The 20019-nt window shown below is 67.8% G+C and carries 16 protein-coding genes and 3 rRNA genes; all 19 read right to left on the bottom strand.

Annotation, left to right across the window (positions count from 1 at the left end; genetic code table 11):
- Positions 1 to 30 precede the first annotated feature (30 nt).
- The gene (locus BBK82_RS24735) at positions 31 to 471 is read right to left on the bottom strand and encodes a hypothetical protein (protein WP_154697477.1); all 441 of its coding nucleotides are present in this window, start codon (positions 469 to 471) and stop codon (positions 31 to 33) included.
- A complete protein-coding gene (locus BBK82_RS24730) occupies positions 468 to 899 on the bottom strand; it encodes a hypothetical protein (protein ID WP_065917137.1) in 432 nt (143 codons plus the stop codon). The genes BBK82_RS24735 and BBK82_RS24730 overlap by 4 nt, the downstream gene beginning before the upstream one ends.
- Complete coding sequence (locus tag BBK82_RS24725; protein WP_065917136.1) at positions 896 to 1486, bottom strand: hypothetical protein; 591 nt, start codon at positions 1484 to 1486, stop codon at positions 896 to 898. The genes BBK82_RS24730 and BBK82_RS24725 overlap by 4 nt, the downstream gene beginning before the upstream one ends.
- Complete coding sequence (locus BBK82_RS24720) at positions 1479 to 2021, bottom strand: hypothetical protein (protein ID WP_065917135.1); 543 nt, start codon at positions 2019 to 2021, stop codon at positions 1479 to 1481. The genes BBK82_RS24725 and BBK82_RS24720 overlap by 8 nt, the downstream gene beginning before the upstream one ends.
- Positions 2014 to 2607, bottom strand: a complete 594-nt coding sequence (locus tag BBK82_RS24715) for a hypothetical protein (protein ID WP_154697476.1) — start codon at positions 2605 to 2607, stop codon at positions 2014 to 2016. Before BBK82_RS24715 ends, BBK82_RS24720 begins: the two co-directional genes overlap by 8 nt.
- A complete protein-coding gene (locus tag BBK82_RS24710) occupies positions 2600 to 3157 on the bottom strand; it encodes a hypothetical protein (protein ID WP_154697475.1) in 558 nt (185 codons plus the stop codon). Before BBK82_RS24710 ends, BBK82_RS24715 begins: the two co-directional genes overlap by 8 nt.
- A complete protein-coding gene (locus BBK82_RS24705; protein ID WP_154697474.1) occupies positions 3150 to 3731 on the bottom strand; it encodes a hypothetical protein in 582 nt (193 codons plus the stop codon). The genes BBK82_RS24710 and BBK82_RS24705 overlap by 8 nt, the downstream gene beginning before the upstream one ends.
- On the bottom strand, positions 3724 to 4299 hold the full coding sequence (locus tag BBK82_RS24700; protein WP_065917131.1) for a hypothetical protein: 576 nt from the start codon (positions 4297 to 4299) through the stop codon (positions 3724 to 3726). The genes BBK82_RS24705 and BBK82_RS24700 overlap by 8 nt, the downstream gene beginning before the upstream one ends.
- Positions 4292 to 4870, bottom strand: coding sequence for a hypothetical protein (locus tag BBK82_RS51715; protein ID WP_065917130.1), 579 nt, complete (start codon positions 4868 to 4870; stop codon positions 4292 to 4294). Before BBK82_RS51715 ends, BBK82_RS24700 begins: the two co-directional genes overlap by 8 nt.
- A 562-nt stretch (positions 4871 to 5432) precedes the next feature.
- Positions 5433 to 7214: a DNA repair protein RecN gene (recN, locus tag BBK82_RS24690; protein ID WP_065917129.1), complete on the bottom strand. Its 1782-nt coding sequence runs from the start codon at positions 7212 to 7214 to the stop codon at positions 5433 to 5435.
- Between the two features lie 95 nt (positions 7215 to 7309).
- Positions 7310 to 8200, bottom strand: a complete 891-nt coding sequence (locus tag BBK82_RS24685; protein WP_065917128.1) for an NAD kinase — start codon at positions 8198 to 8200, stop codon at positions 7310 to 7312.
- Positions 8200 to 8994 (bottom strand): TlyA family RNA methyltransferase, encoded by a 795-nt coding sequence (locus BBK82_RS24680; RefSeq protein ID WP_065917127.1) that lies wholly within the window; start codon positions 8992 to 8994, stop codon positions 8200 to 8202. Before BBK82_RS24680 ends, BBK82_RS24685 begins: the two co-directional genes overlap by 1 nt.
- Positions 8995 to 9000: 6 nt before the next feature.
- Positions 9001 to 9168, bottom strand: a complete 168-nt coding sequence (locus tag BBK82_RS51710) for a hypothetical protein (protein ID WP_170067835.1) — start codon at positions 9166 to 9168, stop codon at positions 9001 to 9003.
- 5 nt (positions 9169 to 9173) lie between these two features.
- Positions 9174 to 9968 (bottom strand): HAD-IIA family hydrolase, encoded by a 795-nt coding sequence (locus BBK82_RS24675; protein ID WP_083268125.1) that lies wholly within the window; start codon positions 9966 to 9968, stop codon positions 9174 to 9176.
- On the bottom strand, positions 9965 to 12916 hold the full coding sequence (locus BBK82_RS54275) for a hypothetical protein (RefSeq protein WP_179953800.1): 2952 nt from the start codon (positions 12914 to 12916) through the stop codon (positions 9965 to 9967). The genes BBK82_RS24675 and BBK82_RS54275 overlap by 4 nt, the downstream gene beginning before the upstream one ends.
- 91 nt (positions 12917 to 13007) lie before the next feature.
- A 5S ribosomal RNA gene (gene rrf / locus BBK82_RS24665) occupies positions 13008 to 13124 on the bottom strand.
- Between the two features lie 91 nt (positions 13125 to 13215).
- A 23S ribosomal RNA gene (locus BBK82_RS24660) occupies positions 13216 to 16298 on the bottom strand.
- Between the two features lie 342 nt (positions 16299 to 16640).
- Positions 16641 to 18157 (bottom strand): 16S ribosomal RNA (locus tag BBK82_RS24655).
- Together the 16S, 23S and 5S rRNA genes form the textbook arrangement of a ribosomal RNA operon.
- 574 nt (positions 18158 to 18731) lie before the next feature.
- A complete protein-coding gene (gene tyrS, locus BBK82_RS24650; RefSeq protein ID WP_065921324.1) occupies positions 18732 to 20006 on the bottom strand; it encodes a tyrosine--tRNA ligase in 1275 nt (424 codons plus the stop codon).
- Between the last annotated feature and the right edge of the window lie 13 nt (positions 20007 to 20019).

The raw sequence follows: 20019 nt of genomic DNA, 5'->3' as shown, positions 1-20019 counted from the left end.
AGGTGAGGCACGCCGGGCGATTCCTGCTGGTCAGTCGTCGGGGTGAACCACGACGGCGGCGAACGCGATCACGACCGCGGCCAGCAGCACCCAGATCCCGGTGCCGAAGCCCGCTTCCAGCGCCGGGTCGATGGTGATGTTGCCCGATTTGTGGAAGCTGATGGCGTTCACCAAGTACACGAACAACATTCCCGTTGTTCCGGCGAGCGCGGCGGCTCCGGCGAAGGTGAGCTTCCTCAGGAAGACCCCCGCGAGGAGCACGAGCGCGGCGACCGCGACCGGAATGCCGAACATCGGCCCGTGCGGGTCGACCGTGTCGCCGAAGTGCGTGCGCCAGCCGGTCGTGACGAACTCCGTCTGCGGCTGGTCGGGGGCGAGGCGGATCCTGAGCTCGGACAGCGGCAGGAACGTCGCCACGACCGCCGCCGCGGCCGCGACCACCACTAGCCCGGTCCTGATGAGCTTCCTCACGCCGCCTCCCGTTGTGCCGCAACAGCTCCGACCAGCGCGATGACCGTGCCGACCGCCAGGAACACCAGTCCGTAACCGAGCGCGAAGTCGCCCTGCTGGTCGACGGCGTGCCCGCGTTCCGACACGACCAGCGCCGCCACGACCGCGGTCGCCCCGGCCTGCGCCACCGCACCCGCGAGCGCCGCCCACCGCACCCTCAGCCCGGCGAGGAGCAACGCGACCGTGGCCGCGATCGGGATCCCGTACCAGGGCGAGAGCTCGCCTGCGGGCCAGTCGCCGGGCTTGTTGAGGACCTCCGTGCCCCAGGCCCGGACGACCACCTCGACGTTGCCGGCGTAGGCGGTCGAGTACCACGGCAGCACCATCGCACCCGCCGTCAGCACCACGCCCACCGCGATCAACGCGATCGCCGTCGGTCGTCCGATCACCGCGCCTCCTGTCGTCCGATCTTGATCCCGAACGGCGGTGTGTCGTCGTCCGCGAGCTGGTGCACGACCACCGCCGTCTCCTCCTCCAGCTCGCCTGCCGCCGGTTGTGCGCGTTGGGCCAGCACCGCACCCGCGAGCCCGATGACCGCGGCGGCCACCAGCAGGTGGAAACCGGGCAGGAACTCCATTTCGTACTTCCACGCCGGAGACTCCGGAAAGGCCCGCGCAATCTCGGCTCGGGCCAGCGCACCGACCGCGAAGGCGAGCACGAGACCGGCGAACAGCCCGGCGAGGACGAGCAACGCCGACCGTGCGACGGAGGCGGTCCTGCCGTTGCGCACCGTGAACACCGCCGCCACCACCATGAGCGCCACCACGACGACGATCGGCAGGCCGTCGTCGAGCACGGTGTCCGTGTGGAGAAAACCCGGCATCGTCGAGCGAAAACCCCACAACGAGGTGGTGTTGGTGATGCTCTCGCTCGTCGTGGGCTGGACCTCGGTGTACATGTCCAGCGTGCTGCTGACGCCGGTCAGCACCGCGCTCACGACCACCAGCAGTGCCGCGACCCTCCCGCGGTCAGTCACCTTTCGGCTCCACGGGCGTCTCGACGCCCTCCGCGGGAACGTCGTCGCTCACCACCGGCTCGACCGGGTGCCGTTGCACCAGGACCGCGCCGGCCAGCCCGACCAGCGTTCCGGCGAGAAGCAGGTACAGGCCGGGCAGGTACGTCAGCGTGAGCGTGACCTCCTGGTCGCTGGTGAACTCCTCCAGCAGCCTCTCCCGGAACCAGACGTCGAGCATGAACACCAGCACGACGCCGAGCAGGGCACCGGCGCCGACGACCGTCGCGATGCGCGCGGCACCGGCGAGCCTGGTCAGCGTCAGCAGCGCGGCCACCACCATCACCGCGGTGGCGGCCACCACGGGCCACCCGGCGTCCATCACGCCGTCGACCTCCAGGCGCCCCGGCTGGTCCGTCCGCGTGCTCCACAGCGACACGAACTGGCTGGCCGGCGGCGAACCGCCGAAGCGCGTGACGAACAGGTCCAGCAGAGAGCCGGCGCCGGCGAGCACTCCGCCGAGCAGCACGACCCCGGCGGCGATCCTGCGGTCAGTCACGTCGCGGCTCCTCTGCGACCGGCATCGCGATCCCGAACGGCGGCGTGTCGTCGTCGACCAACTGGTGCACCACCACGGCGTCCTCGTCCGGCTCTGCCACCGCCGGTCGTGGCCGCTGGGCGAGCACCGCGCCGGCGAGCCCCACCACGGCGGCCGCGAAGAGCAGGTAGAGACCGGGATCGAGGCGGTAGACGTACGGGACCGACGAGGCCTGCTCGTACGCGTTGATCATCTCCTCCTCGCGCAGCACCCCGACCGCGTAGGCCGTGACGACCCCGAGGAACGCGGCCGCCGCGACCAGCACCACCACGCGGGCGGTCGGCGCCACCCGGTCGCGGCGCAGCGCGAGCAGACCGGCCACCACCATCACCACGACGGTGATCACGACCCACGTGCCGACGCTGAGCAACGGGTTCAGGTCGCGCCCCGTCGTCGGCGCCGCCGAGGTGCGCCACAGCGTGCCGCCGAACGCGAAGACCTCCTGCGCCCGGTGCAGCACCGTGTACGTGGACAGCTGGGTGCTCACCGCCGCCAGCACGCCGCCCAGCACGAGGAGCACTGCGGCCGGCTTCCCCCGATCAGTCACGCTGGTGCTCTCCTGCCTCGGCCGGGACCGCGGTCCCGGACGGTGGTGTGTGGTCGTCGTCGGTGGGTTGCCGCCGTTGTACCAGCACGGCACCGATCAGCCCGACGAGCCCACCCGCGGCCAACAGGTACAACCCCGGCAGGTACGACATCCGGTACGTGTGGCCCGGCATGTCGTAGGCGGAGCTCATCAGCTCCTCCTCGTGCAGCACGCCGACCACGAACGCCAGCACGAGCCCGACGAGCCCGCCCGCGGCGATCATCGTGGTGGTGCGGGCGGTCCCGATGGTCCTCGGGGCGGGCACCAGCGTCAGCACGGCGGCCACGACCATGACGGCGGCGGCGAGCAACACGGGCACTCCGGCGTTCATCACGGTGGTGACGTCCGGGTCACCGACGGCGTCCGATTTGGCTCCCCACAGGGAGACCGTCTGCGTGGCGAACGGCGCCGGGCCTTCGTGGCCGCTGGTGTAGAGGTCGTTGAGGCTCGCGACGGCGGTCAGCGCCGCACCCAGCACCACGAGTCCCGCGGCCAGTCGGCGGTCAACCACCGCGGCGCTCCACGTTCGGCATCGCGATCCCGAACGGAGGCGTGTCGTCGTCCGTGAACTGGTGCACCACAACGGCTTCCTCCGGCTGCGCGGCAGGGTGCCGCGCAGGTGCCCGGTGCACCAGGACCGCGCCGACCAGCCCGACCACGGCGGCCAGGACCAGCAGGTACGTCCCCGGCAGGTAGGTGACCTCGTACCGGAACGACGACAGCGCCGCGTAAGCCTTGATCAGCTCCTCCTCGTGCAGCGCGCTGACCACGAACGCCACCACGACCCCGGCGAACACGCTGGCCGCGGCCAGCGTCGCCACCCGCGCGGCCCGCACGCCCCGTCCCGCGAGCACCGCCGCGACCACCATGACCGCGACCGTGAGCAGGACGGCGAAACCCTGGTTGTACAACCCTTCCACGTACGGCAGCCCGGAAGCCTCCGACTTCGTCCCGAACAGCGTCGTGACGTACCTGCGGTCGAAGTCCCGGTCGTCGTGCACCGCGACGCGCATGTCCAGCAAGCTGCTGACGACCGCGAGCAGGCCGCCCAGCAGCACGACTCCCGCCGCGACCTTCCTACTCACGCTTCGGCTCCAGCACGACCGGGACCGCGATCCCGAACGGCGGCGTGTCGTCGTCGGTGAACTCGTGGATCAACACGTCCTTCTCCGGCGCCCGCTCTTGCAGCTGCGCGACCACGGCCCCGGCGATCGCGGCCACCGCGGCCGCGGCCCAGAGGTAGATGCCGGCCCGGTACTCGACGACGACGTCGATGCTGCTCAGGCCGGTGGCCGGCTGTCCGATGCGGCGCACCATCAGCAGGTACGACAGCAGGATCCCGGTGATGGCCCCGGCGGCCGCCATCGACAACGCCTTCGCGACGGTCCTGTTGCGCAGCAACACCAGTCCGCTCACGACGAGCAGGACGGCGACCGCGATCAGCAGCCAGCCGTTGTCGTCCAGGGGAGCGTGCACCTCACCGGTCTCCACGTCGATGATCGTCAACGACGACGAGTACCCCTCCTGCCGCCCAGGCGCCTGGAACGCCAGCTCGTACATCCGCTGAAAACTCGCCACCGCCGCCAGCACCCCCGCGACGACGAGCAGCACCGCGCCGACCCGCCGGCGTCCGACCTTCACCCGCTCACCCATTCTTCGGCTCCACCACCACCGGAAACCCGTAGGGCGGCGTTTCCTCGTCGTTCCCCTCGATCTGGTGGATCACCACACCACCGGTCCGCTCCACCGGCCGCTGCCACGAAAGCTCCTGGTGCAACAACGCCGCCACCACCCCCACCCCCGCCGCGACCAGCAACACCGTCACCCCGTTGCCCCGCACAACCTCCAGCGGCACCGGCACGTTGAGCTCCTCCAACTGCTCAACCGCCTGCTGCACCTGGTTGAGCGACAACCAGGCCAGCCCCACCAGCACCCCGGCCCCGAGCAACGACCCCAACCGCGCCACCGGCTGCCGGAACGCCACCACCGCCGACACCGCCATCACCCCCGCCGCCACGATCGCCGGCCACCCGTAGTCGATCGGCGCCAACATCAACGACCCGCGGAAGTCGTCGTGCTCCACCCCCCACGTCGTCGCCTCGAACCGCAACCTCCGGTTCGCGAACTGCGTCTCCACCGAGAACGCGACCAGAAACGTCGCCGCCACCGCCAACCCGGCCGCGACGAACACCAGCACCGCCCCGAACACCCGGCGCGTGGTCACAAGTCCGGTCCACCTTCCACCGCACCACCGTGTGCGTCCGCTGACCGGGCATCGGTCACGTTCCCACCATCATGCCCGGCTGGCGGGGGTTGGGCGCGGAGGAGTCGGGCGGACGGCGCAGGTGGCGGGGTGGTGGAAGGGCCCGGCGGACGAGCCGTGCCGGAGGGCGTGGAAGCGTCGGGGCAGCCGACAGGAAGCTCTGCGCGGCAGGTTGCGACAGCCGACGGGAAGTTTTGCGCGGCAGGCCCAGCATCAGAACCGCCGCTGCAGCGGGCCACCCGGCCGTCACCGCCAGCCGCCGCACCCAAGTCGCCGTAGCGGAGCCAACCGCAGTATCAGAGCCGCAGCCGACCCGCAGACGCCGATTACCGCAGACGCCGATTACCGCAGGCGCCCAGCCCAGCGCCCGAGCCCAGTCGCCCGAGCTGCCACGACCGCCAGCAGCCGCAGCCACCCATGACCGCCAGCCACCGCAGCCGAGCCACAGCCGCTGACCACAGCCAGTCGAGCCACCGCTCCCCAGCGCCACCCGAGCCCGCCGCCCACCCGCGAGCGGCCGCCGTCAGCCCTTCTTCTTCCTCCGCCTCACCACCGGCGCCGCCGTCTTGTCCGCCTTCGCCGCCGCCAGCAGCTCCTCCGCGTGCGCCCGCCCCGTGTCGGTCGAGTCCATGCCGGCGAGCATGCGTGCGAGCTCCACCACGCGCTGGGTCTCGTCGAGCTTGCGGACCGCGGACCGGGTGAAGCGGCCGTCGGCCGACTTGTCGACCACCAGGTGGCGGTCGGCGAACGCGGCCACCTGCGGGAGGTGCGTCACCACGATGACCTGGTGCGAGCGGGCCAGGCGGGCCAGGCGGCGGCCGACCTCGACGGCCGCGCGGCCGCCGACGCCCGCGTCGACCTCGTCGAAGACGAGGGTGGGGACCGGGTCGGAGTGGGACAGGACCACCTCGAGCGCCAGCATCACGCGGGAGAGCTCGCCGCCGGAGGCGCCCTTGTGGACCGGGAGGGCGGGGGCGCCGGGGTGCGAGATCAGGCGCAGTTCCACCTCGTCGACGCCCGAGGAGCCGGCGTGCAGGATGGAGCGGCCCACCGGCAGGGCCTGCGGGTCGCCCGACTCGGCGTGGCGGGGGCGGACACCCAGTTCGACCGAGGCGTGCGGCATGGCGAGGCCGTCGAGCTCCTCGGTGACGGCCTTGCCGAGCTCCAGGGCGGCCTCGGTGCGAGCGGCGGTGACCTGGGTGGCCAGCGCGGCGAGTTCGACGGCCAGCTCGTCACGGCGCTTGGCGAGGCCGGCCAGTGCGTCCTCGGAGGTGTCGAGGCCGTCCAGCCGCGAACGGGCGTCGGCGGCCCAGGCGATCACGCCGTCGACGTCGGCGGCGTACTTGCGGGTCAGCGCCTTCAGCTCGGCCTGGCGCTGCAGCACCTGCTCCAGGCGGCCGGGGTCGGCTTCGAGGTGGTCGAGGTAGCCGGAGATCTCGGCGCCGACGTCGGCCAGCAGCGTGGCGGCCTCGACGAGCCGGGGTTCCATCTCGCGCAGCTTGGGGTCTTCCGACACGGCCAGGCGGCGGGCGGCCTCGGAGATCAGGCCCAGCGCGCCGGGGTTGTCCGGGTCGCCCTCCAGCGAACCCGACACCGCGAACTGGGCACCGGTCGCGGCCTCGCGGAGCTGGTCGGCGTCGGCCAGGCGGCGCGCCTCGTCGTGCAGCTCCTGCTCCTCGCCCGGCTTGGGGTCGACGGCGTCGATCTCGGTGAGGCCGTGCCGCAGCAGGTCGGCCTCGCGGGCGAGCTCGCGGGAACGCTCGGTGCGCTCGCGCAGCTCGGTCGCGACGCGCAGCCACTCCTCGCGGATGCGCTGGTACTGGCGCAGCGGCTCGGCCACGTCGTCGCCCGCGAACCGGTCCAGCACGCCGCGCTGCTCGGTCGGGCGCATGAGCCGCAGCTGGTCGTTCTGCCCGTGCACCGCGATCAGCTGCTCGGCCAGTTCGGAGAGCACGCCGACGGGCACGGACCGGCCGCCGACGTGCGCGCGGGAGCGGCCATCGGCACCCACGGTGCGGATGGCGATCAGCGAGCCGTCCTCGTCCGCCTCGCCGCCGACCTCCTCGGCGACCTTGGCGGCCGGACTGCCCGCAGGGGCCTGGAAACGGCCCTCCACCACGGCTTTCTCGGCTCCGGTGCGAACCCGGGACGCCTCCGCCCGGCCTCCGCCGAGCAGGTGCAACCCGGTCACGACCATGGTCTTTCCCGCACCGGTCTCACCAGTCACGACGGTGAAGCCGGGGTCGAGCTCGAGGGTGGCCTCTTCAATCACGCCAAGGCCATTGATGCGCATCTCGGCCAGCACAGGGCGAACCTTACTTGTCGGGTCCGACATTTCCGGATGGGGCGTGTCTCTGGTGGCACCATAACGAGCCAGTGCCGACGCACCGAGCGGCGCGGTCAGCCTGCCGATGGTCCCCGCCACCCCTTGACCGGCAGGTCGAACTTCTCGACCAGCCGGTCGGTGAACGGTGCCTGGCGCAGCCGCACGACCTTGAGCGGCACCTCGCCCTCCACGATCTCGATCCGCGCGCCCGCGGGCAGCTCGAACGTGCGCCGCCCGTCCGCGGACAGCGCCGCCGGGTGCCCGGTCGACTCGATCTCGAACGCCACGTGCGACTTCGGCGACACGACCAGCGGCCGGGCGAACAGCGCGTGCGCGTTGCTCGGCACCACCAGGATCGCCTGCACGTCTGGCCACACGACCGGCCCACCCGCGGAGAACGCGTAGGCGGTCGACCCGGTCGGCGTCGCGCACAGCACGCCGTCGCAGCCGAACGCCGACACGGGCCGGCCGTCGACCTCGATGACGACCTCGAGGATGCGTTCGCGGATCAGCTTCTCGACGCTGATCTCGTTGAGCGCCCAGGTCTTCACGACGACCTCGTCGTTGACCTTCGCCACCAGGTCGAGCGTCATGCGCTCTTCCACGAAGTAGTCGCGCTCCAGCACGTGGCCCACGGCCTCGTGCAGCGCGTCCGAGTCGGCCTCCGCGAGGAACCCGACCCGGCCCAGGTTCACGCCCAGCACGGGCACCCGCGCGGGACGGGCGAGCTCGGCGCCGCGCAGCAGCGTGCCGTCACCGCCCAGCACCAGCACGAGCTCGGTGCCCTCGGCGGCGTGGTCGTCGGCGGGCACGACCTTCGTGCAGCACGACGGCCCGAGGTCGCGGGCCTCGTCGTCGAGCACCCGCGTCGTGACGCCACCGACGGCGAGCCGGCCGGCGACCTGTCGGGCGAGATCGATGTTGCTCTGGTGACCGGTGTGGACGACCAGCAGGACTTCCCTCATCAGGGCCCTTCTTCGACGGCGGTGCGCACCATCTCCGCAGGGTCGACCGGGTCGCCCTTGCGCAGCCAGAGGAAGTACTCGACGTTGCCGGACGGACCCGGCAACGGGCTCGCGACGACCCCGTGCACGGCCAGACCGGTCTCCGCCGCCGCCTTGCTCACGTCGAGCACGGCTTCGGCGCGCAGCCCGGGGTCGCGCACGACGCCTCCTGATCCGAGGCGTTCCTTGCCGACCTCGAACTGCGGCTTGACCATCGGCAGCAGGTCGCCTTCCTCGTCGAGGCACGCGGCCAGTGCGGGGAGCACGAGCCTCAACGAGATAAACGAAAGATCGGCCACCACGAGTTCAACTTCGCCGCCGATGTCCTCCGGCGTGAGGGTGCGGACGTTGGTCTTGTCCTTCACCACGACCCGGTCGTCGGTCTGCAGCTTCCAGTCGAGCAGACCGCGGCCGACGTCGGCCGCGACGACCTGCCGCGCGCCCCGGCGCAGCAGCACGTCGGTGAAACCGCCAGTGGATGCGCCCGCGTCGAGACAACGCTTGCCGGTGGGGTCGACCTGGAACGCCTCCAGCGCGCCGACGAGCTTGTGCGCGCCCCGGGAGGCGTAGTTCGGGTCGTTGTCGAGGTCTTTCACGACCACCGCGTCGGAGGTCTCCACCGCGGTCGCCGGTTTGGTGGCGACGGTGCCGCGCACCGTCACGCGCCCGTCCGCGACGAGCTGGCTGGCGTGCTCACGGGACCTGGCGAGCCCCCTGCGCACGAGCTCGGCGTCGAGCCGCACCCTGCGTGGCACTGTGCATCACACCTTGTCGATGCTCGACAGGGCGTCGGTGAGCGTGGCGTGCACGGCGTCGAACCTCGCCACGTGCTCGGCCAGCGGCACGTCCTCGAGCCCGTCGAGCCTCTCCAGCGCGCCGTCGATGGCGTCGGCCGGGTTGGGCGGCGGTCCGGGCAGGGGGTAGGTCACGCCCATCACGGTAGCCGATGCAGGACCGACAGGTCCTCGCCGACATACGTGGGGCGCTGGTCTTCCGGAAGCGCTTGCGCCTCCTCATCCGTCGACACACCCGTGCACACGAGCAGCGAGTCCATCCCGGCGTTGACCGCGCCCAGGATGTCCGTGTCGAGCCGGTCGCCGACCACCAGCGGCCGGTGCGCACCGAGCTCCTTCGCCGCCTGCTGCAGCAACGGCGTGGCGGGCTTGCCGGCGACGAGCGGCTCGGCGTCGGTGGCGGTGCGCAGGGCCGCGACGAGGCTGCCGTTGCCGGGCAGCAGGCCGCGCTCGGTGGGCAGCGTCGCGTCGACGTTGCACGCCACCCAGAGCGCGCCCCGGCGGATCGCCACGGCGGCCTCGGCCAGCTCACGCCAGCCGAGGTCCATGCTCAGGCCCTGCAGCACGGCCTTCGCCTCGTCCGCGGTGTCGACGGGGGTGAGGCCGCGCTTGAGCACCTCCGCCTGCAACGCCTTGGTGCCGAGCACCAGGACGTTCGTCCGCTTGGGCAGGCGCTCGGCCAGCATGGCCGCACCCGCCTGCGCGGAGGTGCTCACCTCGTCGATGCTCGTGTCGAACCCGAGCTCGACGAGGTGGTCGGCGACCGCCTGCGGTGAGCGGGAGGCGTTGTTGGTCACGTACCGGATCCCGAGGCCCTTGGCCCTCGCCTGCGCGATCGCCTCGGCTGCGCCGGGCACCGCTTCGGACCCGCGGTAGACGGTGCCGTCGAGATCGATCAGCAACGCGTCGTACCGGTCGACCAACGTCTCGCTCACTGCTGTCCGATCTCCTCCGGGGAGGCGTTCTCGGGGGTGTCGTCGTGGGTGAGCTCGAACGCGCGCTCGGCGGCGTCCGTCTCACCCTCGTCGTCGGCCTCGGCGGCGTTGAGGAACCACTTGACCGCTTCCTCGGTGCGACCGGCCGCGGCCAGGTTGTCGGCGTAAGCGTAGAAGAGCCGCGCCGAGTACGGAGTCCGCTGTCCCGGATCGAGATCAGGACCCTGCAGCGCCACCACGGCCGCGTCGAACTGACCCATGTCCCGGCGAGCACCGGCCGCGACGATCCGCAGCTCGATCTCGTCCTCCTGGCTCAGCTCCTTGGCCGACGGGTCCTTGGCCAGGTCGATCGCCCGCTCGGGACGCCCCAGCGCCCGCTCGCAGTCGGCCATGATCGCCAGGTGGCCGGGCCCGGCCATCATCCGGCGAGCCGCACGCAGCTCGCTCAGCGCCTCGGCCCACTTGTCCGCGAAGTACGCGGTCAGCCCAGCGGCCTCCCGCACCACACCGACCCGCGCCGCCTTGCTGCGCGCGTACCGGGCGTGCTCCAGGGCGAGCTCGGGCTCCTCGTCGATCAGCAGCCCGGCCGCGGCCAGGTGCCTGCCGACGATCTCCGCGAGGCCCTTGGGCAGGCTGCGGAGCTCGGCCTTGATCTCCGGGTCGAGCAAGGAGAGGTCGGCCTCCTCCGGCAGCTCGGGACGCCCGCCACGGGGACCGCTGGGAACCTCGTCACGGTCGTCGCGCGCGCCACGGTCGTCCTGACCGTCACTGCCGCCACGCTCATCACGGTCGTCACGCGGCGCACGGTCGTCACGCGGCGCACGGTCGTCACGCGGCGCACGGTCGTCGCGCCTGTCACGGTCCGCGCGGTCGTCACGGCCACTGCGGTCGTCACGGCCACTGCGCTCGTCACGGCCACTGCGCTCGTCACGATCATCGCGATCGTCACGGGAGCTGCGGTTGTCATGCTGGTCGCGGTCGTCGCCGTCACGGGAGCCGCGCTCGTCGCGCACGCCGCCCTCGTCGCGGGACTCGTCGTCGCTGTCGCCACCGTCGCGGGACTCGCTCTCGTCCCTGCCGGTGCTGATGCGGGACTCGCTGTCCGCCACGCCGGCGTTGGCGCGGGACTTGCCGCCGTCCTCGGTGGCGCCGGTGACGGCTTCGCGGTCGTCGGATTCGGCGCGGTCGTCGTCGGCCACGATGGAGTCGGCGCCGGTGGCGCGCTCGTCCTCGGCGGTGGCGTCGTCGGTGCTGTCGGTGGCGTCGTCGGCCTGCCCACGTGCCGCGGCGGCACGGGAGGCGGCCGCACCGTCACCGAGGCGGTAGCCGGCACGCGCGGAAGCGGCGTCGCCCTCGGACGTCACGTCCGAGGCGGTGGCGCCTTCCTGCCCGGTCGGCTGCTCGGCGATGCGCTCCTGGAAGCGCGCCGCACGCTCACGGCTGCGCTCGTCACGACGGTCGTCACGCTGGTCGCCGGCACCCTCGGAACGCTGGTCCGCGCGGTAGCCGCCACGGTCGTCGTCCCGGCGCTGACCGCCGCGGTCCCCACGGTCGTCCGAACGGCTGCCGCGGTACCCACCGCGGTCGCCGGAGTCGTTGCCGCGGTAGCCGCTGCGCTCGCCGTCCTTGCGGAAGCCGGGACGGTCGTCGGAACGGTTGCCCCGGTAGCCGCCGCGGTCGTCGGAACGGTTGCCGCGGTACCCACCGCGGTCGTTCGAGTCGCTGCCGCGGGAGCCGCCACGGTCACCGGAGTCGCTGCTGCGGTAGCTGGGACGGTCGCCGCGGTCGTTGCTGCGCTCGCTGCGGAAACCGCCGCGCTCGCCGCCGGAACGGTCGCCACGGTCGCTCGAGCCCCGGTAGCCACCGCGGTCGCTGCCGGAACGGTCGTCACGGCGGAAGCCGCCGCGGTCACCGCCGCGGTCGTCGGACCGGTTACCCCGGTACCCACCGCGGTCGCCCGAGTCGCTGCTGCGGTAGCCGCTGCGCTCGCCGTCCTTGCGGAAGCCGGGACGGTCGTCGGAACGGTTACCCCGGTAGCCGCCGCGGTCACCGGAGTCGCTGCCGCGAGAGCTGCCACGGTCGCTGGAGGCGTTGCCCCGGTAGCCGGGACGGTCACCGCTGCGGTCGCTCGAACCCCGGTAGCCACCCCGGTCGCTGCCGGAGCGGTCGTCGCGACGGAAGCCGCCGCGGTCACCACCCCGGTCGTCGGACCGGTTGCCGCGGTACCCACCGCGGTCGTTCGAGTCGCTGCCACGGGAGCCGCCACGGTCACCGGAGTCGTTGCTGCGGTAGCTGGGACGGTCGCCGGACCGGAAGCCACCGCGGTCGCTGGAACCTTCCTTGCGGAAGCCCGGACGGTCGCTCGACGAGCGGTCGGAGCGGTAGCCGCCGCGGTCGCCGGAGTCGTTGCCGCGGTAGCCGCTGCGCTCGCCGTCCTTGCGGAAGCCGGGACGGTCGTCGGAACGGTTGCCCCGGTAGCCACCGCGGTCACCGGAGTCGCTGCTGCGGTGGCCAGGCCGGTCACCCGTGCGGGAGCCGCGGTCGCTCGAAGAGCGGTCGTCACGGCGGTAGCCGCCACGGTCGCTGGAGTCGCTGCCGCGGTAACCGGGACGGTCACCCGAGCGCGAACCACCGCGGTCGCTGGAGCTCTCGCCGCGGTAGCCGGGACGGTCGCCGTCCTTGCGGTAGCTGCTGCGGTCGGAAGAGCGGTCGTTGGAGCGGTAGCCGCCGCGGTCGGAAGAGCCGCCGGCGCGGTTGTCTCGACGGTCGCCGCTCTGATTGCGGTCGCCGGAGCCCTCACCACGCTGGTAGCCACCGCGGTCGTCGCGGTTGTTGCTGCTGAACTTGCGGTCGCCTGCTCCTGCTGAGCGGCCACCATCGGCGGAACGGCGCGGTCGGTCTCCCTGGCCACGCTGACGGTCGCCGGGACGATCCCCGAACCTTGACACCAAATCCTCCTACTTATAGACACGCTGAAAGGGGCTTGTGAGCGAGCACTGTTGTTGTGCCCCGCATCACAAGCCCCTTTCAGGGAAGTAAGTTCGGCGGCGACCTACTCTCCCACACCGTAACCAGTGCAGTACCATCGGCGCAGAAGGGCTTAACTACCGGGTTCGGAATGGGACCGGGTGTTTCCCCAACGCTATAACCACCGAAACACTATGAAATTACAACCAACAACCCCGCAAGGGATTGCGATCGGTTCTGGTTGTTCTTCCAGAACCGCACAGTGGATGCGTAGCGTCTTTGTAACAAGTCCTCGGCCTATTAGTACCAGTCAGCTCCAACCGTTACCGGTCTTCCACCTCTGGCCTATCAACCCAGTGGTCTAGCTGGGGGCCTTAACCCACGAAGGGTGGGATACCTCATCTTGGAACGAGCTTCCCGCTTAGATGCCTTCAGCGGTTATCCCTTCCGAACGTAGCCAACCAGCAATGCTCTTGGCAGAACAACTGGCACACCAGCGGTCCGTCCGTCCCGGTCCTCTCGTACTAGGGACAGCCTTCCTCAAGTATCCTACGCGCGCGGCGGATAGGGACCGAACTGTCTCACGACGTTCTAAACCCAGCTCGCGTACCGCTTTAATGGGCGAACAGCCCAACCCTTGGGACCTACTCCAGCCCCAGGATGCGACGAGCCGACATCGAGGTGCCAAACCATGCCGTCGATATGGACTCTTGGGCAAGATCAGCCTGTTATCCCCGGGGTACCTTTTATCCGTTGAGCGACCACGCTTCCACAAGCCATGGCCGGATCACTAGTTCCGACTTTCGTCCCTGCTCGACCCGTCAGTCTCACAGTCAAGCTCCCTTGTGCACTTGCACTCGACACCTGATTGCCAACCAGGCTGAGGGAACCTTTGAGCGCCTCCGTTACTCTTTGGGAGGCAACCGCCCCAGTTAAACTACCCACCAGGCACTGTCCCTGATCCGGATCACGGACCGAGGTTAGACATCCAATACGACCAGAGTGGTATTTCAACGATGACTCCACAACCACTGGCGTGGCCGCTTCACAGTCTCCCACCTATCCTACACAAGCCGAATCGAACACCAATACCAAGCTATAGTAAAGGTCCCGGGGTCTTTCCGTCCTGCCGCGCGTAACGAGCATCTTTACTCGTAATGCAATTTCGCCGGGCCTGCGGTTGAGACAGTCGAGAAGTCGTTACGCCATTCGTGCAGGTCGGAACTTACCCGACAAGGAATTTCGCTACCTTAGGATGGTTATAGTTACCACCGCCGTTTACTGGCGCTTAAGTTCTCAGCTTCGCCCTTGCGGACTAACCGGTCCCCTTAACGTTCCAGCACCGGGCAGGCGTCAGTCCATATACATCGTCTTGCGACTTCGCATGGACCTGTGTTTTTAGTAAACAGTCGCTTCTCGCTGGTCTCTGCGGCCGTCTCGCCCTAGCCTGCAAGAGGCTTCAAGCGCTACGGCCCCCCTTCTCCCGAAGTTACGGGGGCATTTTGCCGAGTTCCTTAACCACAGTTCGCCCGATCGCCTCGGTATTCTCTACCTGACCACCTGTGTCGGTTTGGGGTACGGGCCGCGTGAAAGCTCGCTAGAGGCTTTTCTCGGCAGCATGGGATCACTCTACTTCGCCTCAATCGGCTACGCATCACGTCTCAGCCTGAGTGAACTGCGGATTTGCCTACAGTTCGGCCTACACGCTTGCACCAGTACTACCACTCACTGGCGGAGCTACCCTCCTGCGTCACCCCATCGCTTGACTACTACAAGTTCAGGTCCCGCGCTCCACTTACCCCTAGATCCCGAAGGATCGTCGGAGGGCTTCGGGCGGTTAGTATCACAAGGTTCATCATGGGCGCGTTCACACGGGTACGGGAATATCAACCCGTTGTCCATCGACTACGCCTGTCGGCCTCGCCTTAGGTCCCGACTTACCCTGGGCGGATTAGCCTGGCCCAGGAACCCTTGGTCATCCGGCGGACGAGTTTCTCACTCGTCTTTCGCTACTCATGCCTGCATTCTCACTCGCATAGCGTCCACGGCTGGATTCCTCCGCCGCTTCAACCGCTACACGACGCTCCCCTACCCATCCCAGCACAAGGCTGAAATGACACAGCTTCGGCGGTGTGCTTAAGCCCCGCTACATTGTCGGCGCAGGACCACTTGACCAGTGAGCTATTACGCACTCTTTAAAGGGTGGCTGCTTCTAAGCCAACCTCCTGGCTGTCTGTGCGACCCCACATCCTTTCCCACTTAGCACACACTTAGGGGCCTTAGCTGGCGTTCTGGGCTGTTTCCCTCTCGACTACGAAGCTTATCCCCCGCAGTCTCACTGCCGCACTCTCACACCACGGTATTCGGAGTTTGGTTGATTTCGGTAAGCTTGTGGGCCCCCTAGACCATCCAGTGCTCTACCCCCGCGGTGAAACATACGACGCTGCACCTAAATGCATTTCGGGGAGAACCAGCTATCACGGTGTTTGATTGGCCTTTCACCCCTAACCACAGCTCATCCCCCAGGTTTTCAACCCTGGTGGGTTCGGGCCTCCACGCGGTCTTACCCGCGCTTCACCCTGGCCATGGCTAGATCACACCGCTTCGGGTCTAGACCACGCGACTATGACGCCCTATTCAGACTCGCTTTCGCTACGGCTACCCCACACGGGTTAACCTCGCCACGTAGCACTAACTCGCAGGCTCATTCTTCAAAAGGCACGCCGTCACCCCTAAAGGCTCCGACGGATTGTAGGCACACGGTTTCAGGTACTATTTCACTCCCCTCCCGGGGTACTTTTCATCTTTCCCTCACGGTACTAGTCCGCTATCGGTCACCAGGGAGTATTTAGGCTTAGCGGGTGGTCCCGCCAGATTCACAGCGAATTTCACGAGTACGCTGCTACTTGGGAACACTCTAAACAGACGCTACGTTTTCGAGTACGAGGGTTTCACTCTCTACGCCCGTGCTTTCCAGACACGTTCCTCTAACGATGCGTTTTCTGACTGTTTGCCAGTTCGGCAGAACTGACCAAGAGGTCCCACGACCCCGCGAATGCAACCCCTGCCGGGTATCACACAGACGCGGTTTAGCCTCATCCGCTTTCGCTCGCCACTACTCACGGAATCACGGTTGTTTTCTCTTCCTGCGGGTACTGAGATGTTTCACTTCCCCGCGTTCCCTCCACATACCCTATGTGTTCAGGTATGGGTGACCCCACATGACTGGGGCCGGGTTTCCCCATTCGGAAATTCTAGGATCTCAGCTCGGTTGACAGCTCCCCTAGACTTTTCGCAGTCTCCTACGTCCTTCATCGGCTCCTGGTGCCAAGACATCCACCGTATGCCCTTACTAACTTGCTACAAAGATGCTCGCATCCACTGTGCAGTTCTCAAAGAACAATCAGAAACCCCTGCGCCACTGCGTGATGCCTACCAACCTCGACGGCCGGCGGTTCATCCGCGGCAAGAGCCCGATCACCGAAAGACACACAAAGCGTGTTCTCTCAGGACCCAACAGCGTACCGATCTGTTCACTCAGCCCTCACTGGACCTTTCCACGCGGCGAACCGCAGTACTCACTCCAGCGACAACTGTGTGTCGAGCCAGCCAGCATCCACTAATGAGCCCTACCTCGCTGAGCGAGTGCAGGTTCTGACTACCGCTCGGAACGTTTGCCCGAGATCGGTAGTAGATGCTCCTTAGAAAGGAGGTGATCCAGCCGCACCTTCCGGTACGGCTACCTTGTTACGACTTCGTCCCAATCGCCAGTCCCACCTTCGACCGCTCCCCCCATTGCTGGTTGGGCCACGGGCTTCGGGTGTTACCGACTTTCGTGACGTGACGGGCGGTGTGTACAAGGCCCGGGAACGTATTCACCGCAGCGTTGCTGATCTGCGATTACTAGCGACTCCGACTTCACGGGGTCGAGTTGCAGACCCCGATCCGAACTGAGACCGGCTTTATGGGATTCGCTCCACCTCACGGCTTAGCAGCCCTTTGTACCGGCCATTGTAGCATGTGTGAAGCCCTGGACATAAGGGGCATGATGACTTGACGTCATCCCCACCTTCCTCCGAGTTGACCCCGGCAGTCTCCCATGAGTCCCCACCATTACGTGCTGGCAACATGGAACGAGGGTTGCGCTCGTTGCGGGACTTAACCCAACATCTCACGACACGAGCTGACGACAGCCATGCACCACCTGTGAACCAGCCACAAGGGAGCCCTCATCTCTGAGGATTTCTAGTCCATGTCAAGCCCAGGTAAGGTTCTTCGCGTTGCATCGAATTAATCCACATGCTCCGCCGCTTGTGCGGGCCCCCGTCAATTCCTTTGAGTTTTAGCCTTGCGGCCGTACTCCCCAGGCGGGGTGCTTAATGCGTTAGCTGCGGCACGGAGGACGTGGAAGTCCCCCACACCTAGCACCCACCGTTTACGGCGTGGACTACCAGGGTATCTAATCCTGTTCGCTCCCCACGCTTTCGCTCCTCAGCGTCAGTATCGGCCCAGAGACCCGCCTTCGCCACCGGTGTTCCTCCTGATATCTGCGCATTTCACCGCTACACCAGGAATTCCAGTCTCCCCTGCCGAACTCAAGTCTGCCCGTATCGACCGCAGGCTCGGGGTTAAGCCCCAAGTTTTCACGGCCGACGCGACAAACCGCCTACGAGCTCTTTACGCCCAATAATTCCGGACAACGCTCGCACCCTACGTATTACCGCGGCTGCTGGCACGTAGTTAGCCGGTGCTTCTTCTGCAGGTACCGTCACTTGCGCTTCGTCCCTGCTGAAAGAGGTTTACAACCCGAAGGCCGTCATCCCTCACGCGGCGTCGCTGCATCAGGCTTTCGCCCATTGTGCAATATTCCCCACTGCTGCCTCCCGTAGGAGTCTGGGCCGTGTCTCAGTCCCAGTGTGGCCGGTCACCCTCTCAGGCCGGCTACCCGTCGTCGCCTTGGTAGGCCATTACCCCACCAACAAGCTGATAGGCCGCGGGTCCATCCCATACCGCCGGAACTTTCCACTCCCGAAGATGCCTTCAAGAGTCGTATCCGGTATTAGACCTCGTTTCCAAGGCTTATCCCAGAGTACAGGGCAGGTTACCCACGTGTTACTCACCCGTTCGCCGCTCGTGTACCCCGAAGGGCCTTACCGCTCGACTTGCATGTGTTAAGCACGCCGCCAGCGTTCGTCCTGAGCCAGGATCAAACTCTCCAATAAGGATTGTGTTTGATCGCTCCAGACGGAATATGTCTGGCATCAATCTGTTCTACTCAAAGGAACTACCTCGACGAGGAGGTAATTCATATATTACTGGTTGTGTTATCGGCACGCTGTTGAGTTCTCAAAGAACACGCGCTCATCATCACGGTCCGCCGCACGGCGACTCGATCCGAGGCTGTGTCGTACATAAGCTTGTGTTTTGAAACTTCCGACGCCCTTGGCCTCTGAGCTCAGACGAGCTACCGGCTGGGTCTTCATCGTTTCGCGGTCACCCACTCTACCACAGTCCGTGGAAGCTTGGTTCGTGACCCTCGTCGCGTCCGGCCCGGTGTTCCCGGCCCGTTCCTCGCTGACATGGAGAAAGTTACACGCACGCCAACGCGGGGTCAAATCGGGGGCAACCTCGTCACCCACGGTCAAGAAACCGCAGGTCAACAGCCCCGTACAGGACCCACGACCAAGCTATCGCAGCGCGGATCGACGCACACTGTGACCGCGATCACAGACAGAAACGTCGAAGGCCGCCGGTCCCAGGCGGGACCGGCGGCCTTCAACGAACGAACCCTGCAGGTCAGAGCTCCACACGCACACCGGCGTTGTTGCGCTTCCCCCGGCGGAGGACCAGCCACTTGCCGTGCAGCAGGTCCGACGACGACGGCTTCCACTCCTCGTCGGTCACCTTCGCGTTGTTCACGTAGGCACCGCCCTCGTTCACCGTCCGCCGCGCGGCACCCCGGCTGTCCGCCAGTCCGCCGGCGATCAGCAGGTCGACGATCGTGGGCTCGTCCGCCAGCCGGACCTCACCGGCCGGGGCCTCCGCCAGCGCCGCCTCCAGCACCGGGGCGTCGAGCTCACGCAGCTCACCGCGGCCGAACAACGCCGACGACGCCAGGATCACCTGCTGCGTCGCGCGCTCCCCGTGCACCAGGTCGGTGAACTCCTGCGCGAGCCGCTTCTGCGCGGACCGCAGGTGCGGCTTCTCCGCCGTCTCCTTCTCCAGCGCGTCCAGCTCCTCGCGGGTGAGGAACGTGAACAGCCGCAGGTAGCGGAGCACGTCGGCGTCACCGACGTTCACGAAGTACTGGTACCAGGCGTACGGCGAGGTCATCTCCGGGTCGAGCCACACGTTGCCGCCACCGGTGGACTTGCCGAACTTGCGGCCTTCGGCGTCGGTGACCAGCGGTGCGGTCAGCGCGTGCACGTGCTTGCCCTCGACCCGGCGGATCAGGTCCACGCCGCCGACGATGTTGCCCCACTGGTCGGAGCCGCCGATCTGCAGCGACGTGCCGTACTTCCGGTTGAGCTCGAGGTAGTCGTTCGACTGCAGCAGCAGGTAGCTGAACTCGGTGTACGACATGCCGTCCGACTCGAGCCGGCGCTTCACGGTCTCCCGCGACAGCATGACGTTGATCGAGAAGTGCTTGCCGACGTCGCGCAGGAACTCCAGCGCGGTGACCTGGCCGGTCCAGTTGAGGTTGTTCTCCACGACCGCGCCCGTGGCGGAGGAGCCGAACTCGACGAACCGCTCCAGCTGGCCGCGGATCCGGTCGGCCCACTCGGCGACGGTGTCCAGCGAGTTCAGCGTGCGCTCACCGGTGTCGCGCGGGTCGCCGATCATGCCGGTGGCACCGCCCGCCAGGACGATGGGCCGGTTGCCGGCGCGCTGGAACCGCGACAGCATCAGCAGCGGCACGAGGTTGCCCGCGTGCAGCGACGGCGCCGTCGGGTCGAAACCGCAATAGAGGGTGAGCGGGCCGGCGTCCAGGTCCTTCCGGAGTGCGTCGAGGTCGGTGGACGTCGCGATCAGGCCGCGCCAGGACAGTTCGTCAAGGATGTGCTCGCTCACGTGCGTCATTGTC

This window comes from Lentzea guizhouensis, from assembly GCF_001701025.1.
Lineage (GTDB): Bacteria > Actinomycetota > Actinomycetes > Mycobacteriales > Pseudonocardiaceae > Lentzea > Lentzea guizhouensis.
The sequence above is the reverse complement of the archived record's forward strand: the minus strand, read 5'-3'. Positions and strand labels throughout refer to the sequence as shown.

Coding starts and splice junctions, on each gene's coding strand:
- BBK82_RS24700 (WP_065917131.1), bottom strand. CDS start 4,299: ATGGGTGAGCGGGTGAAGGTCGGACGCCGGCGGGTCGGCGCGGTGCTG.
- BBK82_RS24685 (WP_065917128.1), bottom strand. CDS start 8,200: ATGAGGGAAGTCCTGCTGGTCGTCCACACCGGTCACCAGAGCAACATC.